This window comes from Klebsiella sp. LY (genome assembly GCF_004010915.1).
Taxonomy (GTDB): domain Bacteria; phylum Pseudomonadota; class Gammaproteobacteria; order Enterobacterales; family Enterobacteriaceae; genus Klebsiella; species Klebsiella quasipneumoniae.
Genome location: NZ_CP022444.1, coordinates 663,352 through 680,700, shown reverse-complemented (window position 1 = coordinate 680,700; position 17,349 = coordinate 663,352). Strand labels below are relative to the sequence as shown.

Annotated in this window: 15 protein-coding genes; 8 read left to right on the top strand and 7 right to left on the bottom strand. The window is 57.0% G+C overall.

The genetic code is table 11. From position 1 onward, the window contains the following. Positions 1–22 precede the first annotated feature (22 nt). Both znuB and znuC read right to left on the bottom strand, forming a co-directional pair. On the bottom strand, positions 23–808 hold the full coding sequence (gene znuB, locus CE636_RS06130) for a zinc ABC transporter permease subunit ZnuB (protein WP_004203408.1): 786 nt from the start codon (positions 806–808) through the stop codon (positions 23–25). Next, complete coding sequence (gene znuC / locus CE636_RS06125) at positions 808–1,527, bottom strand: zinc ABC transporter ATP-binding protein ZnuC (protein WP_229583919.1); 720 nt, start codon at positions 1,525–1,527, stop codon at positions 808–810. The genes znuB and znuC overlap by 1 nt, the downstream gene beginning before the upstream one ends. 111 nt (positions 1,528–1,638) lie before the next feature. Between znuC and znuA the strand changes: the two genes are divergently transcribed. From znuA to lpxM, 3 genes are all read left to right on the top strand, one after another. Beyond that, positions 1,639–2,583 (top strand): zinc ABC transporter substrate-binding protein ZnuA, encoded by a 945-nt coding sequence (gene znuA / locus CE636_RS06120; protein WP_017900218.1) that lies wholly within the window; start codon positions 1,639–1,641, stop codon positions 2,581–2,583. 15 nt (positions 2,584–2,598) lie between these two features. After that, positions 2,599–3,918 (top strand): murein DD-endopeptidase MepM, encoded by a 1,320-nt coding sequence (gene mepM / locus CE636_RS06115; protein WP_004203403.1) that lies wholly within the window; start codon positions 2,599–2,601, stop codon positions 3,916–3,918. Positions 3,919–4,035: 117 nt separating this feature from the next. Next, entirely contained in the window at positions 4,036–5,007 is a 972-nt protein-coding gene (lpxM, locus tag CE636_RS06110) for a lauroyl-Kdo(2)-lipid IV(A) myristoyltransferase (RefSeq protein ID WP_017900217.1), read from the top strand. A gap of 30 nt (positions 5,008–5,037) precedes the next feature. Here the strand turns inward: lpxM and dcuR are convergent, their stop codons facing one another. The 3 genes from dcuR to CE636_RS06095 form a co-directional block, all read right to left on the bottom strand. After that, on the bottom strand, positions 5,038–5,754 hold the full coding sequence (gene dcuR / locus CE636_RS06105; protein ID WP_017900216.1) for a two-component system response regulator DcuR: 717 nt from the start codon (positions 5,752–5,754) through the stop codon (positions 5,038–5,040). Positions 5,755–5,808: 54 nt separating this feature from the next. Continuing rightward, a complete protein-coding gene (locus tag CE636_RS06100; protein ID WP_017900215.1) occupies positions 5,809–7,494 on the bottom strand; it encodes an NAD-dependent malic enzyme in 1,686 nt (561 codons plus the stop codon). Between the two features lie 62 nt (positions 7,495–7,556). Beyond that, positions 7,557–8,504: an AEC family transporter gene (locus tag CE636_RS06095; RefSeq protein WP_004203397.1), complete on the bottom strand. Its 948-nt coding sequence runs from the start codon at positions 8,502–8,504 to the stop codon at positions 7,557–7,559. A 416-nt stretch (positions 8,505–8,920) separates the two neighbouring features. Here CE636_RS06095 and CE636_RS06090 point away from each other — a divergent pair, with 416 nt between their 5' ends. Further along, positions 8,921–10,255 carry a 2-hydroxycarboxylate transporter family protein gene (locus CE636_RS06090; protein ID WP_004203396.1) on the top strand — a complete coding sequence of 445 codons (1,335 nt, stop codon included), beginning with the start codon at positions 8,921–8,923 and terminating at the stop codon, positions 10,253–10,255. Positions 10,256–10,314: 59 nt separating this feature from the next. On the opposite strand, the gene pyk is transcribed toward CE636_RS06090, so the two are convergent. Continuing rightward, a complete protein-coding gene (gene pyk / locus CE636_RS06085) occupies positions 10,315–11,757 on the bottom strand; it encodes a pyruvate kinase (protein WP_002911440.1) in 1,443 nt (480 codons plus the stop codon). Positions 11,758–11,882: 125 nt separating this feature from the next. Next, complete coding sequence (locus tag CE636_RS06080) at positions 11,883–12,788, bottom strand: MurR/RpiR family transcriptional regulator (RefSeq protein WP_072096624.1); 906 nt, start codon at positions 12,786–12,788, stop codon at positions 11,883–11,885. A 159-nt stretch (positions 12,789–12,947) separates the two neighbouring features. On the opposite strand from CE636_RS06080, the gene CE636_RS06070 reads away from it, so the two are divergent. From CE636_RS06070 to CE636_RS06055, 4 genes are all read left to right on the top strand, one after another. Next, complete coding sequence (locus CE636_RS06070; protein ID WP_032425929.1) at positions 12,948–13,097, top strand: hypothetical protein; 150 nt, start codon at positions 12,948–12,950, stop codon at positions 13,095–13,097. A gap of 10 nt (positions 13,098–13,107) precedes the next feature. Further along, positions 13,108–14,583 (top strand): glucose-6-phosphate dehydrogenase, encoded by a 1,476-nt coding sequence (gene zwf / locus CE636_RS06065; RefSeq protein ID WP_004203394.1) that lies wholly within the window; start codon positions 13,108–13,110, stop codon positions 14,581–14,583. Positions 14,584–14,805: 222 nt separating this feature from the next. Continuing rightward, positions 14,806–16,617 carry a phosphogluconate dehydratase gene (gene edd, locus CE636_RS06060; RefSeq protein WP_004203393.1) on the top strand — a complete coding sequence of 604 codons (1,812 nt, stop codon included), beginning with the start codon at positions 14,806–14,808 and terminating at the stop codon, positions 16,615–16,617. A 38-nt stretch (positions 16,618–16,655) separates the two neighbouring features. After that, the gene (locus tag CE636_RS06055; protein ID WP_002911423.1) at positions 16,656–17,297 is read left to right on the top strand and encodes a bifunctional 4-hydroxy-2-oxoglutarate aldolase/2-dehydro-3-deoxy-phosphogluconate aldolase; all 642 of its coding nucleotides are present in this window, start codon (positions 16,656–16,658) and stop codon (positions 17,295–17,297) included. The last annotated feature ends 52 nt before the right edge of the window (positions 17,298–17,349 follow it).

Below are 17,349 nucleotides of genomic sequence, written 5' to 3'. Positions count from 1 at the left end.
GCGCGACCGGGCTTTTTCACTTTTAGCTGGCGGCTTTTTTCGTCATGCTGAGAATAAACAGCACCGCAGCGCTCAGCACCACCGACGGCCCGGCCGGCGTGTCGTAGAAAGCCGAGAAGGTTAACCCGCCGGTGACGGCCAGCATGCCCACGCCCACCGCCACGGCGGCCATCTGCTCCGGCGTGCGGGCAAAACGGCGGGCGGTAGCGGCCGGGATAATCAGCAGAGAAGTGATGATCAGCGCCCCGACGAACTTCATCGCCACGCCGATAGTCAGGGCGGTAACCAGCATCAACAGCAGCTTGACCCGCTGCAGCTTCACGCCATCGACAAACGCCAGGTCCGGACTGATGGTCATCGCCAGCAGATTCCGCCACTGCCAGAGCAGAATGCCAATCACAATCACCACGCCAATAGCAATGGCGATCAGATCCTGCGGCGTGACCGCCAGCAGATCGCCGAACAGGTACGCCATCAAATCGACGCGGACGTTAGACATCAGACTGACCACCACCAGCCCAAGGGACAGCGCGCTGTGCGCCATGATGCCCAGCAGGGTATCAATCGCCAGATGCGGCCGTTTTTCCAGCCATACCAGCCCGCCGGCCAGCAGCAGGGTCACGGCGATCACCGCATAAAACGGATTGACGTTAAGCAGTAAACCGAAAGCGACGCCGAGTAGCGACGCATGCGCCAGCGTATCGCCGAAATAGGACATGCGGCGCCAGACCACAAAGGAGCCCAGCGGGCCGGCGGCGCAGGCCAGCATCATCCCGGCCAGCCAGCCAGGTAAGAGAAGTTCAATCATTAGCGGCTGTTTCCCCGACGCAATACAATTCGCCCCTGAAGATCGTGGCGGTGATTATGGTGATGGCGGTAGATCCCCAGTTGTTCCGCGCCGCGTGGGCCGAACATGGAGATGAACTCCGGATGCATCGAGACGACTTCCGGTGCGCCAGAGCAGCAGATATGCTGGTTCAGGCACAATACCTCGTCGGTTTTGGCCATCACCAGATGCAGGTCGTGGGAGACCATCAGCACCGCGCAGTCCAGCTCATGGCGCAGCTGGTCGATAAGATCGTAGAGCGCCACCTGGCCATTGACGTCGACGCCCTGGGTCGGTTCATCCAGCACCAGCAGCTGCGGACGATTGAGCAGGGCGCGGGCCAGCAGCACGCGCTGGGTTTCGCCGCCGGAAAGCTTTTGCATCGGCGCGTCGATCAGATGCCCGGCCTGCACGCGCTTCAGCGCCGGCAGAATGTCGTCTTTGCGGGTACCCGGACGTAAACGCAGGAAGCGGCTGACGGTCAGCGGCAGCGTGGCGTCCAGATGCAGTTTCTGCGGTACATAGCCGATCCGCAGGCGTTCTTCGCGCTTGATAACACCCTGTGTCGGTGCTACCAGCCCGAGAACCACCCGCACGAGCGTCGATTTACCGGCGCCGTTGGGCCCCAGCAGGGTTAATATTTTGCCTGGCGTGAGAGCCAGCGAGATGTCAGACAGCACGCGGCGTTGGCCAAAGGCCACCGAGACATTTTCCAGCGTTACAAGGTTTGTCATAATCATTTAGGGGTTGCACAAGCTAGTGAATGTTATAATATCACATCACACTCACTCGTTTCGATGACTAGACGCATTATGTTACATAAAAATACGCTTCTTTGCGCTGGACTTGGCGCTGTTTTTTTGTTCGCACAGGTACCGCAGGCCAGCGCCGCCGTGGTGACTTCCATGAAACCGCTGGGCTTTATCGCAGCAGCCATCGCCGATGGGGTCACCGACACCCAGGTGCTGCTGCCCGATGGTGCCTCTGAGCATGATTATTCCCTGCGTCCTTCCGATGTAAAACGCTTACAGAACGCAGACTTAGTGGTGTGGATCGGTCCGGAAATGGAAGCCTTTATGGATAAGTCGACGCAAAGCATTGCGGCGAAGAAAAAGGTGACCATCGCTGAGCTGGATGGGGTCAAACCGCTGCTGATCGCCGGCGCTGACGATGATGACGATCATCATGGTCATGACCATGGCGCAGCGGAAAAAAGTGACGGCGATCACCATCACGGTATCTACAATATGCATCTGTGGTTATCCCCAGAGATAGCGCGGCTTTCGGCGGTTGCAATCCACGATAAATTATTGGAACTTATGCCGCAGAGTCGAGCCAAACTCGACAGCAACCTGCAGCAGTTCGAGGCCGCGCTGGCGGCGACCGACAAGCAGGTTAGCAATGAGCTGGCACCGCTGAAAGGAAAGGGTTATTTCGTTTTTCATGACGCCTACGGTTACTTTGAAAAACACTACGGTTTAACCTCGCTGGGGCATTTTACCGTCAATCCTGAAATACAGCCTGGTGCGCAGCGTTTACACGAAATCAGAACACAACTGGTTGAGCAGAAAGCCACTTGCGTTTTTGCTGAGCCACAGTTCAGGCCAGCGGTTATCGAAGCTGTTGCCCGGGGCACGTCTGTGCGCATGGGGACCCTGGATCCACTGGGTAGCGGAATTAAGCTGGGTAAAGCGAGTTACCCGCAATTCCTCACCCAACTGGCGAATCAGTATTCGAGCTGCCTGAAAGGAGATTAACGAGGAAGTGAATACGTGCAACAGATAGCCCGCGCTGTCACTCAGGCATTTAACAATCTGCCACGACCTCATCGCGTTATGCTGGGGTCGCTTAGCGTTCTTACCTTAGCGGTCGCCGTCTGGCGACCCTACATTTACCACCCGGAATCCGCCCCCATCGTCAGAACCATTGAGCTGGAAAAAAGCGAGATCCGCTCCCTGCTGCCGGAAGCCTCCGAGCCGATCGATCAGGCCCCGCAGGAAGAAGAAGCCATTCCTCAGGATGAACTCGACGAAAAAGCCGATAGCGATGCCGGCGGGCACGAATACGTGGTGTCGACCGGCGATACCCTCAGCAGCATCCTGAATCAGTACGGTATCGATATGGGTGATATCGCCCAGCTCTCCTCCGCCGATAAAGAGCTGCGTAATCTGAAGATTGGCCAGCAGCTCTCCTGGACCCTGACCGCCGACGGCGATCTGCAGAGTCTGACCTGGGAGATGTCCCGCCGCGAAACTCGCACCTACACCCGCGTGGATAACGGCTTTAAAATGAGCAGCGAGCTGCAGAAAGGCGACTGGGTCAACAGCGTGCTGAAGGGCACCGTCGGCGCCAGCTTTGTCTCCAGCGCGCGCGATGCCGGGCTGACCAGCACGGAAATCAGCGCGGTGATCAAGGCCATGCAGTGGCAGATGGATTTCCGTAAGCTGAAGAAAGGCGATGAGTTCTCGGTATTGATGTCCCGCGAAATGCTTGACGGCAAACGCGAGCAAAGCCAGCTGCTCGGCGTGCGTCTGCGCTCCGACGGTAAGGACTACTTTGCCATCCGTGCCGAAGACGGTAAATTCTACGACCGCAACGGGACAGGGCTGGCGAAAGGCTTTATGCGTTTCCCGACGGCGCGTCAGTTCCGCGTCTCCTCTAATTTTAACCCGCGTCGTCTGAATCCGGTCACCGGGCGCGTCGCGCCGCACCGTGGCGTCGATTTTGCGATGCCGCAGGGAACGCCGGTGCTGGCAGTGGGCGATGGCGAAGTGGTGGTGGCCAAGCGCAGCGGCGCCGCCGGGTATTACGTGGCGATCCGCCACGGCCGTACCTATACCACTCGCTACATGCACCTGCGTAAGCTGCTGGTGAAGCCGGGGCAGAAAGTGAAGCGCGGCGATCGTATTGCGCTATCGGGGAATACCGGACGCTCTACCGGGCCGCACCTGCACTACGAAGTGTGGATCAACCAGCAGGCAGTCAACCCGCTGACGGCGAAACTGCCGCGTACCGAAGGGCTGAGCGGTTCCGACCGTACCGATTATCTGGCGCAGGTCAAAGAGGTCGTTCCGCAGCTGCGGTTTGACTAACCACCGGTCAGTGGAAAGCCGGTGCCCCAGGGCGCCGGCTTTTTCTTTTGTAGGATACCCAACGTCTCGCTACACTATCCCATTATCTTGATTAAGCAGTCGATCTGCGGATTGGGCATGGAAACGAAAAAAAATAATATTGAGTTTATCCCTAAGTTTGAAAAATCTTTTTTACTGCCGCGCTACTGGGGCGCCTGGCTGGGAGTTTTTGCCTTCGCCGGTATTGCGCTGACGCCGCCATCCTTCCGCGATCCGCTCCTCGGCAAACTCGGTCGTCTGGTCGGGCGTCTGGCGAAAAGCTCGCGCCGCCGGGCGCAGATTAATTTGCTGTATTGCTTCCCGGAAAAAAGCGAGCACGAGCGGGAAGCGATCATCGACGCCATGTACGCCTCGGCGCCGCAGGCGATGGTGATGATGGCCGAGCTGGGTCTGCGCGATCCGCAGAAAATTCTCGCCCGCGTCGACTGGCAGGGTAAAGCGATCATCGACGAGCTGCAGCGCAATAACGAGAAGGTGATTTTCCTCGTCCCGCATGCATGGGGTGTGGATATCCCGGCGATGCTGATGGCCTCCGGTGGGCAGAAGATGGCGGCGATGTTCCACAACCAGGGCAACCCGGTCTTCGATTACGTGTGGAATACCGTGCGTCGTCGTTTTGGCGGACGGATGCATGCGCGCAACGACGGGATCAAACCGTTTATTCAGTCGGTGCGCCAGGGCTACTGGGGCTACTATTTGCCCGATCAGGATCACGGCGCCGAGCACAGCGAGTTTGTGGATTTCTTCGCTACCTATAAGGCCACCCTGCCGGCGATTGGCCGCTTAATGAAGGTATGCCGCGCCCGCGTCGTTCCGCTGTTCCCGGTCTACGATGGCAAGACGCATCGCCTGACGGTGCTGGTGCGCCCGCCGATGGACGATCTGCTGGACGCTGACGATACAACAATCGCCCGGCGGATGAACGAAGAGGTGGAGGTGTTTGTTACGCCGCACACCGAGCAGTACACCTGGATCCTGAAGCTGCTGAAGACGCGCAAGCCGGGTGAAATCGAGCCCTACAAACGCAAAGAGCTGTACCCTAAGAAGTAGACTGCAAGCGCGCCAGTGGGCATTCCAGGCTCACTGGCTATATTGCGTCAGCAACATCACGCTCTCGGCCACAAGCCGGTAGCGATACTCCGGGCGGCCGGTGATGCCGTAGTGATTGCTGGTGAAGAGCACGTTGATCTGCTCAAGCCAGATCAGGTATTTGCGGCACGATACTCGGGAGATCTGCAGCGCCGCCGCCAGCTCATTGGTTGAAAAATCCCGCGCCTGATGCGCGATTATCCACCGGCACACCAGGCGAAGCGTTTGCGGCGTCAGCCCTTTCGGCAAGCGGCGGGGACCGTCCTGTTGCAGAACCCCGCGGCGTAGCAGGGTGTCGATATCCGCCTGGGCGTAGCAGGATTTCGCTTGCTTCGCATCGCGTTTATTGCGCCAGGTCCGCAGCGCCTCCTCAAAGCGCGACAACTGAAACGGTTTAATCAGGTAATCAACCACGCCATAGCGCAGTGCCGTCTGGACGGTGAGCGCATCGGCAGCGGACGTCATCATGATGACGTCAATATTCCGCCCATCAGCGCGAAGCGCTGGCAGCAGGTCCAGGCCACTCTCCTGGTGCATATAGACATCCAGCAGCAGCAGATCGACCTGCGCCAGATGGCTTAGCATCGCTTTGGCGTCGGCGATCGTCGCCGCTACTCCACAGCAGTGAAAATCAGCTACCCGGCTGATAAATAACTGGTTCAGTTCGGCCACCATGGGATCATCATCGACAATCAGCACATTGAACATGAGTGGTTCCCCCCGAGTGGCGGGAAGCCTGCCGGCTTCCCGCGAGATGAGCGATCACAATGACGAACGTTTATACGCGGTGTAGCGCGCTCGCCAGAAGGTTTTATCGATATTCGCCGCCAGTTGCACCTCGTCAATCTGCGGCGCTACGCCGTCCTGCTGAGCCGCGCGGGCGACATCAGCGGCAATGGCCCGGGAAATCATTTCGATCTCTTCTACCGGCGGCAGCAACCCGCCGGTTTCGCGGGTCGCCAGAGGCGAGTGGGCGGCCAGCGTTTTACTGCAGGTGATAAGCATTGCTTCGGTGACGCGCTCGGCTTTACTGGCAAGGATCCCCAGCCCCAGACCGGGGAAAATATAGGCGTTATTGCACTGGGCGATGTCGTAGGTTTTGCCGTCATAGAAGACGGGGTCGAACGGGCTGCCGGTGGCGATAAGCGCGCTACCCCGAGTCCACTCCAGCAGATCCTTCGGCTGGGCCTCGGCCCGGGAAGTGGGGTTAGAGAGCGGCATAATAATCGGACGCGGGCAGTGCCGATGCATCTCTTTCACTATCTCTTCGCTAAACAGCCCCGGCTGGCCTGACACGCCGATCAGCACGGTAGGGTGGACGTTGCGTACGACATCCATCAGCGACAGCTGGGCCGCCTCGGTATCCCAGTGGGCGATACTGGCTCGGGGGGTGACCAGCTCGCGCTGAAAATCGAGCAGATTAGGCATCTCATCAGTCAGCAGACCAAAGCGGTCAACCATAAAGATGCGGCGGCGTGCTTCCGTCTCTGAGAGCCCATCATCCACCATCAGCGCAATGATTTTTTCCGCAATGCCGCATCCGGCCGAACCGCCGCCAAGGAAAACCACCCGCTGATCGCGGAGCGGCGTCCCGGCGGCGGCAGCGGCGGCGATCAGCGTCCCCGATGTCACGGCGGCGGTTCCCTGAATATCATCGTTAAAACAGCACAGCTGGTGTCGATAGCGGTTGAGCAGTCGCGTGGCATTTTTTTGGGCAAAATCTTCAAACTGGAGCAAGACATTCGGCCAGCGCTGTTGAACGGCATGGACAAACATGTCCATAAACTCCAGGTATTGCTCGTCGCTGATGCGCGGATGTCGCCAGCCCATATACAGCGGATCTTCCAGATGCTGCGGATTGTTGGTACCGACATCTAACATAATGGGCAGCGTTGATGCCGGATGAATACCCCCGCAGGCGGTATATAACGAGAGTTTGCCGATGGGGATCCCCATCCCGCCAATCCCCTGGTCGCCCAGCCCCAGAATACGCTCGCCATCGGTCACCACGATGACTTTGATATCGTTGCGGGAAAATCCCTGCAGCATCTCGTCAATATGGTGACGGTTGGGCCAGGAGATGAACAGGCCGCGTCCTCGGCGATATATTTCTGAAAAATGTTCGCATGCTTCACCCACCGTCGGGGTATAAATAATCGGCAGCGTCTCTTTCATATGGCTGCGCAGCAGGTTATAGAATAACGTCTCGTTGGTGTCCTGAATATTTCTGAGATAAATATGGCGCGAAATACTTTTTTTGAACTGGCAAAACTGGCCCCATGCGCGCTCGGTTTGTTCTTCAATGGTTTCCACATTGTGCGGTAACAGTCCCTGAAGATTAAACGCTGTGCGTTCGCTTTCCGTAAACGCGAGGCCTTTATTTAATAACGGGTTTTCCAGCAGGACGGCACCATTATAGGGGGTGTATAAGGTTTCTGTGGCTAACATGACATGACTCCTGAATATAAAATTAAAACATTGCCTGATGTCTAGGTATTTTATTTCCGTGATTACGAAATGAGATAAATCATGACGCCTTCGGTGACCACGCCGATGGCGGTGCCCAGCAAAATAGAAGATGAGGCGGGTTCAATATAGGTATCGCTGCGCAGGGCAAACATCCCTGCCGCGATAGCGGAAGGCGTCGCGCCGATGATAATAACCTGTTGCATCAGGGTATGACTGAGCCCAAAGGCTAGTCCGGCCAGCGCCATCATGGCCGGCTGGATCAGGTTTTTAATACTGATGTTGGTGCAGGTTTGAATATTGACCGTCGGACGTTCACCGTAAAACAGCAGCCCAAGGGCGAAGAGTGACAGACCGCCGGCGATTTTACCCACCATTTCAACGGGTACGCTGAGCAGATGCGGCAGCTGGATCCCGGCCAGGCTGAGCAGTACGCCGGAAATGGGGATCCAGACAATGGGGTTTCTCACGGCTTTCAGCAGGTTTTGCAGGATCAACTGCCCGGCGTGGAGCTGGGGAGCCCCAGCGTCTCCGGGCTGGTCTCCCATGCGGATCAGGATGATGGTCAGAGGGATCATCAACACGCTGGTCACCAGGTTTCCGATAAGCACCCCGAGAAAGCCCTCCGGACCTATCAGCACCGCCAGCACGGGAGCGCCGAAGTAGGCCATATCGGGGAAGGCGCAAACCAGCGACTGAATCGCGCTAGTTTTAATATCATGACGAAAAACATAGCGCGAGATCAGTAGCGTAAGAAAATACGACCCCATCAGACCGATAACCAGCACCGCCATAAAGGTGAAGTTTTTTATTTTATCCGGGCTGGTATGTAATGCGCCGATAAAAAGATGAAAAGGAAGCGCAAAGCGGATAACTACCGTGGCGAGAACGGAGGCGTCCTCACGGCGAGTATAGCCGAGTTTGCCGCTAAGCCATCCGAGCAGCATGATAAATACCAACGGGAAAAGAGATTGCAAGAGCAGTGAAGGCATAAAATGTCCTGACATATATTATCGGTTTGTTGTGCTGCCAATCTAACGATCCCCTAATATTTAAAAGGTGATAGCCATCACAGTCATCTGGATTTAAATAATTTCGCCTTGGCTACTTTACTTACAAATAGGGAAAAGAGGATTAAATCATGGGGTTGCATTAACAGGAATAATTATTTTAGCGGGCGATAACTTTAGCTTCGTGATAATAAATTAAATTACTTAAAATAAACTTTATGGCTCAGTCACAAAGCCGACAGCGTTAATACGGTTGTCGTTTTTAGTTTTAAAGTCCTGTGTTACCGTTTCGGTGTATTTAGTTGATACGGCGTTTAGCGCTTTTGAATTCATAGTGCTGCGCAATTTTAATATTGCATCCTGACCCTACGTGACCTCTTTATTATTCAGGTAAAAATATGAAAAATAATTCACTCAACCAACCGATAGATAAAACATTGCCGAACGGGCAAGCGACTCGACTTTTCACCAATATCGAAGTCGGCGCTGTGCCGTTAACGCTGTTTATCGGTATCGCCGCGATAGTGGCGCTCTCCGCGGGCGCGGGGTTGTTGCCAAAAAACATGATTGGCGGACTGGCGGTCATCATGACCCTGGGGTTCGCGCTGGCGAAAATTGGCCGCATGGTGCCGGTGTTAAAAGATATTGGCGGTCCGGCGATTTTGTGTTTGATGATGCCCTCAGTGCTGGTCTACTTTGGCGTGTTTGAAGCGCATACGCTCGATACCGTGCATTTGCTGATGAAGGAGGCCAATCTCCTCTATTTCGTCATCGCCTGCCTGGTGGTCGGCAGTATCCTGGGAATGAACCGCACGATTCTGATCCAGGGGATGGTGCGCATGTTTGTCCCGCTGGTGGTTGGGACCGGCGCGGCAATCGCCACCGGCCTGCTGGTGGGCAGCTTATTCGGCTACAGTCTGTATCACACCTTCTTCTTTATCATTGTGCCGATTATCGGCGGCGGCATTGGCGAAGGGATCCTGCCGTTGTCGCTGGCTTATTCGGCGATCCTCGGGCAGACGCCTGATGTCTACGTGGCCCAGCTGGCGCCGGCGGCGGTGGTGGGTAACATCTTCGCCATTATCTGCGCCGGCTTTCTGGCCCGCATGGGCGCCCGTCGCCCGGCGCTGTCCGGCAACGGGCTACTGATCCGCAGCCATGAAGATAACAGCGTCTTTGCGCAGAATCAGAGTACGCAGCCGACCGATTTTCAGCTCATGGGCGCCGGGTTGCTGATGATTTGCGCCTTTTTTATTGTCGGCGGCCTGCTGGAGAAGGTGGTGCATATTCCGGGGCCGGTGCTGATGATTCTGGCGGCGGTATTCTGCAAATATACCAAAGTTATCCCGGCGGCGATGGAGCTGGGGGCGCACAGCTGCTACAAGTTCGTCTCCGCCGCGCTGGTGTGGCCGCTGATGATCGGCCTGGGCATGCTGTATGTACCGCTGGAGAGCGTGGTATCGGTCTTCTCCGTTGGCTACGTCGTGGTGTGCGGCTCAATTGTCATTGCCATGGCGCTGAGCGGGTTCTTTATCGCTTCACGTCTAAATATGTATCCTGTGGAAGCCGCCATTGTCACCAGCTGCCACAGCGGGTTAGGCGGAACGGGGGATGTGGCCATTCTCTCGGCCTCAAACCGCATGGGATTGATGCCGTTTGCACAGATTGCGACGCGTATCGGCGGGGCGTCGACGGTGATCGCCGCGACGCTATTACTGAGCTGGATGGTGTAGCCTGCCGGAGGGCAAAAAAAAACCTGCCAGCCGTATCGCTGGCAGGTAGACACCGAGGCTTACTCGACGGTGAGGATACGCGTAGTGTTGGTGCTGCCGATGGTGCTCATCACGTCACCCTGGGTAACAACCACCAGATCGCCGGAGACCAGGTAGCCTTTGTCCCGCAGCAGATTGACGGCATCGTGCGCAGCGGCCACCCCGTCATTCTGGCTGTCGAAGAACACCGGCGTCACCCCGCGGTAGAGGGCGGTCAGGTTCAGGGTGCGCTCGTGGCGGGAGAGAGCGAAAATTGGCAGACCGGAGCTGATGCGCGAGGTCATCAGCGCGGTGCGGCCTGATTCGGTCATGGTGATGATAGCCGTGATGCCTTTCAGGTGGTTGGCGGCATACATCGCCGACATAGCAATCGCTTCTTCCACGTTGTCGAACTGGACGTCCAGACGGTGTTTGGAGACGTTGAGGCTCGGGATTTTTTCGGCGCCCAGACACACGCGCGCCATCGCGGCCACGGTTTCCGACGGGTATTGACCGGCAGCGGTTTCCGCGGAGAGCATCACGGCATCGGTACCATCCAGCACGGCGTTGGCCACGTCCATGACTTCCGCACGGGTCGGCATCGGGTTGGTGATCATCGACTCCATCATCTGGGTGGCGGTAATGACGGAACGGTTCAGCTGACGCGCACGACGAATCAGCGCTTTCTGGATGCCCACCAGCTCCGGATCGCCGATTTCGACGCCAAGGTCACCGCGGGCAACCATCACCACATCGGAGGCGAGGATCACGTCGTCCATGGCGTCCTGATCGCAGACGGCTTCCGCACGCTCGACTTTGGCGACGATTTTCGCATCACAGCCGGCATCGCGCGCCAGGCGACGGGCGTAGTTCAGGTCTTCGCCGCAGCGCGGGAAGGAGACGGCGAGATAGTCGACGCCGATTTTAGCGGCGGTGACGATATCGGCCTTGTCTTTGTCGGTCAGCGCTTCGGCAGACAGGCCGCCGCCGAGCTTGTTGATCCCTTTGTTATTGGACAGCGGGCCACCAACGGTCACTTCAGTGAAGACTTTCATCCCCTGAACTTCGAGGACTTTCAGCTGCACACGACCATCGTCGAGCAGCAGGATATCGCCAGGCACGACGTCCGCCGGCAGGCCTTTATAGTCGATTCCGACTTTCTCTTTATCGCCTTCGCCCTTGCCGAGGTTGGCATCGAGCAGGAATTTGTCGCCGACGTTGAGGAAAATTTTGCCTTCTTTGAAGGTCGATACGCGAATTTTTGGTCCCTGGAGGTCGCCGAGGATGGCCACGTGACGGCCCAGTTTTGCCGCAATCTCACGCACTTTATCGGCACGGAGCTGATGATCTTCCGGGGTGCCGTGAGAGAAGTTCATACGCACTACGTTTGCGCCCGCGGCGATAACTTTTTCCAGGTTGTTATCGCGGTCAGTTGCCGGGCCTAAGGTAGTAACGATTTTGGTTCTGCGAAGCCTTCTGGACATGTAATACTCCGTTGACTGATACAACTTTGGTGTTGCGTGAACATGGATTCGGTAGCGCCAGCCTGCAACGTCGCACAGCCGGATCGTTATCGAAGGTGTAATGGGGTACTGCTTGTTATCAACTTTTATTGATTATCACTGGGTACGAACGGTTCTTTATCAAAACGCGATTCCTTCAGCGCTTCCTTGACCCTCTTCAAGTTATCTCTGAATTTTGCCCCCCGGCGCAGGGTAAAGCCTGTCGCCAACACGTCAATGACGGTCAACTGGGCCAGACGCGAGACCATCGGCATATAGATGTCGGTATCTTCCGGCACATCCAGGGTAATGGCCAGCGTGGCTTCCCGGGCCAGCGGCGAGCCGGGGGAGGTGAGAGCGATCACCATGGCATCGTTTTCACGCGCCAGCTGCGCCAGCTCTACCAGGCTCTTGGTTCTTCCGGTATGTGAGATAATCACCACCACATCATCGTCATCGCAATTCATACAACTCATGCGTTGCAGGACAATGTCGTCGGAATAGATGACCGGCACGTTAAAGCGGAAAAATTTGTTCATCGCGTCATGAGCGACCGCCGCCGAGGAGCCGAGGCCGAAAAAGGCGATTTTTTTTGCCTGAGTCAGCAGATCCACCGCGCGATTCACCGCCGACATGTCGAGAGAATGATGGACCTGATCTAAACTCGCCATGGCCGATTCAAATATTTTTCCCGTGTATGACTCAACGCTGTCGTCTTCATCAACATTGCGGTTAACATAGAGCGTGCCGTGCGCAAGGCTCTGGGCGAGATGCAGTTTGAAGTCAGGAAAGCCGCGGGTTTCGAGACTACGGCAGAAGCGATTGACGGTCGGTTCGCTCACTCCGGCCTCAAGGGCGAGGGCGGCGATGCTCGAATGAATGGCCTGCGCGGGGGTGGCAAGGATCACTTCCGCCACTTTGCGTTCAGATTTGCTAAGGTGTTCCAGTCGGGACTGGATTTTTTCCAGCATGTTCATTAGTAACAGGGCGCTCATCAATGGAAACGATTTCATTAATGGGTGAAATCATCGGGCGTTTTAGCAAGAATATACCCCTCCGCAAGCGCAAGCGGTGAGGAATGACGGGAAAAAATGTTGTTTTTTTTCATTACATGATCAGAGTCGTATTTTACTGACCTGAAACAGGTACAAACAACGAACAATATCAGCCAGATGCCTAAATCATCGCCGAATGTTTTCACCCTGTGCGGTTTTCCCGCTGCAAACGGAGGGGAAGGCTTTCGGGAAACAGGTAAACACAGTACAGTGCAGTGTAAGAAAATTACAAATATAGCCTGGCAAAAGCACCAGACTATCAACTGAGGAGAATGACATGGCGGTAACGCAAACGGCCCAGGCATGCGACCTGGTCATTTTCGGCGCGAAGGGCGACCTGGCGCGGCGTAAATTGTTGCCTTCCCTGTATCAGCTTGAAAAGGCGGGCCAGATCCACGCCGACACCCGGATCATTGGCGTCGGCCGTGCCGACTGGGATAAAGCGGCTTACACCAAAGTGGTGCGCGAAGCGCTGGAAACCTTCATGAAGGAAAAAATTGATGAAGGTTTGTGGGATTCCCTGAGCGGCCGCCTGGAGTTCTGTAATCTTGACGTCAATGACACCAGCGGCTTCACCCGCCTGGGTGACATGCTGGACCAAAAGAATCGCGTCACCATCAACTATTTCGCCATGCCGCCGAGCACCTTTGGCGCCATCTGTAAAGGTCTGGGCGAAGCGAAGCTCAATGCCAAGCCTGCGCGCGTGGTAATGGAAAAACCGCTGGGCACCTCGCTGGAAACCTCGCGGGAAATCAACGATCAGGTCGGCGAGTTTTTTGAAGAGTGCCAGGTCTACCGTATCGACCACTACCTCGGAAAAGAGACAGTCCTCAACCTGCTGGCGCTGCGCTTTGCCAACTCTCTGTTCGTCAATAACTGGGACTGCCGTACCATCGATCATGTGGAAATCACCGTCGCGGAAGAGGTAGGCATTGAAGGGCGCTGGGGGTACTTCGACCAGGCCGGACAGATGCGCGACATGATCCAGAACCACCTGCTGCAGATCCTGTGCATGATTGCCATGTCGCCGCCGTCCGATCTCAGTGCCGACAGCATCCGTGATGAAAAGGTCAAGGTGCTGAAATCCCTGCGCCGTATTGACCGCTCCAATGTGCGCGAGAAAACCGTTCGCGGCCAGTACACCGCCGGCTTTGCCCAGGGCAAAAAAGTGCCAGGCTACCTCGAAGAAGAGGGGGCGAACAAAACCAGCAACACCGAAACCTTCGTGGCGATCCGCGTTGATATCGATAACTGGCGCTGGGCTGGCGTACCGTTCTATCTGCGTACCGGCAAACGTCTGCCAACCAAATGTTCCGAAGTGGTGGTTTACTTCAAAACGCCGGAGCTGAACCTGTTTAAAGAGACCTGGCAGGAGCTGCCGCAGAACAAGCTGACCATTCGTCTGCAGCCGGACGAAGGGGTGGATATCCAGGTCCTGAACAAAGTGCCGGGCCTCGACCATAAGCACAACCTGCAGATCACCAAGCTGGATCTGAGCTACTCCGAAACCTTCAACCAGACGCATCTGGCCGATGCCTATGAACGTCTGCTGCTCGAGACCATGCGCGGTATCCAGGCGCTGTTCGTCCGCCGCGATGAAGTGGAAGAGGCATGGAAGTGGGTGGACTCCATCACCGAAGCCTGGGCGGCCGACCGCGATGCGCCGAAACCGTATCAGGCCGGGACCTGGGGACCGGTGGCCTCGGTGGCCATGATCACCCGCGATGGACGCTCGTGGAACGAGTTTGAGTAAGCTCGCGATCTTATCCGTCAGGGTTATTTTACCGGTAACATGATCTGACGCAGAAAGTCGCACGCTTTTTAATCTTTTAAGCCCCGTGAGGATTCACCCACGGGGCTTTTTTTATTACACTGCCTTCAGACATTTTGCCCCTGAGCGCTGGTGTTGGTGGCTTCGGACACCAAAACACGTCATCTCGCAGCGGCCGGACAGATAAAATTTTGAGGAGCCTTTATGAATTCGACAATGTTACGGGTAACAAATCGCATTATCGAACGGTCGCGTGATACCCGCGCGGCTTACCTCGCAAGGATTAACCAGGCCAAAACCGACACCGTGCATCGTGCGCAACTGGCCTGCGGCAATCTGGCTCACGGTTTCGCGGCCTGTCAGGCCGACGACAAAGCCTCTCTAAAAAGCATGTTGCGCAACAACATCGCCATCATCACCTCCTACAACGATATGTTGTCCGCGCACCAGCCCTATGAACACTACCCGGATATCATTCGCAAAGCGCTGCACAGCGCCAATGCGGTCGGTCAGGTGGCCGGCGGCGTGCCGGCGATGTGCGATGGTGTGACCCAGGGACAGGACGGCATGGAACTCTCTCTCCTGAGTCGCGAAGTGATCGCCATGTCCGCGGCCATCGGCCTGTCGCATAACATGTTCGATGGCGCTCTGTACCTCGGCGTGTGTGATAAAATTGTGCCCGGACTGACCATGGCGGCGCTCTCATTCGGCCACCTGCCGTCGGTCTTTATTCCCTCCGGTCCGATGGCCAGCGGCCTGCCTAATAAAGAAAAGGTTCGCATTCGCCAGCTGTACGCGGAGGGCAAAGTTGACCGCATGGCGCTGCTGGAGTCCGAAGCCGCTTCTTACCACGCGCCGGGAACCTGTACGTTCTACGGTACGGCGAACACCAACCAGATGGTGGTGGAGTTTATGGGCATGCAGTTGCCGGGCTCGTCCTTTGTCCATCCGGATGCTCCGCTGCGGGAAGCGCTGACCGCCGCCGCCGCGCGCCAGGTCACCCGCATGACCGGCAATGGCAACGAGTGGATGCCGTTGGGCAAAATGTTTGACGAAAAAGTGGTGGTCAACGGCATTGTGGCGCTGCTGGCGACCGGCGGCTCCACCAACCACACTATGCACCTGGTGGCGATGGCCCGCGCGGCGGGCATTATCATTAACTGGGATGATTTCTCCGACCTGTCAGACGTGGTACCGCTGCTGGCGCGCCTCTACCCCAACGGTCCGGCGGATATCAACCATTTCCAGGCAGCGGGCGGCGTTCCGGTTCTGGTGCGCGAGCTGCTGAAAGGCGGCCTGCTGCATGAGGACGTTCACACCGTCGCTGGCTTCGGTCTGTCGCGCTACACCCTCGAGCCGTGGCTCAACAACGGCGAGCTGGACTGGCGGGAAGGGGCGACGGCGCCGCTTGACGATCAGGTCATCGCGACATTCGAGAAACCGTTCTCACGTCACGGCGGCACCAAGGTGCTGAGCGGTAACCTGGGACGCGCGGTCATGAAAACCTCGGCAGTCCCGGCTGAGAACCAGGTGATCGAAGCGCCGGCGGTGGTGTTCGAGAGCCAGCACGACGTGTTGCCGGCCTTCGAAGCGGGTCTGCTGGACAAAGACTGCGTGGTGGTGGTCCGTCATCAGGGGCCAAAAGCGAACGGGATGCCAGAATTACATAAACTTATGCCGCCACTTGGTGTATTATTGGACCGCCGTTTCAAAATAGCGCTGGTGACCGATGGCCGACTCTCTGGCGCCTCCGGTAAAGTCCCGTCAGCCATCCACGTCACGCCTGAAGCCTATGACGGCGGGTTGCTGGCGAAAGTGCGCGATGGCGACCTTATTCGCGTGAACGGGCAGACGGGGGAACTGACGCTGCTGGTGGACGATGCCGAACTGGCGGCGCGTCAGCCGCATATCCCTGACCTCAGCGCGTCGCGCGTAGGAACCGGTCGGGAGATGTTTGGGGCGCTGCGTGAGAAGCTCTCTGGCGCGGAGCAGGGCGCAACCTGCATCACTTTTTAAGACGATTTAATTTGTAGATCTGGCGAGAGAAAATCCTGATGAAAAACTGGAAAACAACAGCAGAAGCAATCCTCACCTCCGGTCCGGTTGTCCCGGTTATCGTAGTGAAAAAGCTGGAACACGCGGTACCGATGGCGAAAGCGCTGGTCGCGGGCGGCGTGCGCGTCCTGGAAGTGACTCTGCGCACCGAGTGCGCCCTGGAGGCGATCCGCGCAATTGCTAAAGAAGTGCCGGATGCGATTGTCGGCGCGGGCACGGTTACCAACGTCGAGCAGCTGAAAGCGGTAACGGAAGCCGGCGCGCAGTTCGCTATCAGCCCGGGGCTGACCGAATCTCTGCTGAAAGCGGCGACCGAAGACGGCACTATTCCGCTGATCCCAGGGATCAGCACCGTCTCCGAGCTGATGCTGGGCATGCAGTACGGTCTGAAAGAGTTTAAATTCTTCCCGGCGGAAGCCAACGGCGGCGTGAAAGCGCTGCAGGCGATTGCGGGTCCGTTCGGTCACATTCGTTTCTGCCCGACCGGCGGTATCTCCCCGGCTAACTACCGTGATTACCTGGCGCTGAACAGCGTGCTGTGCATCGGGGGTTCCTGGCTGGTGCCGGCCGACGCCCTGGAAGCTGGCGACTACGATCGCATCACCACCCTGGCGCGTGAAGCGGTGGAAGGCGCGAAGTAAACCGCACCTCAAGGTCAACAACCCGGTCAGCGGCAACGTAACCGGGTTTTTT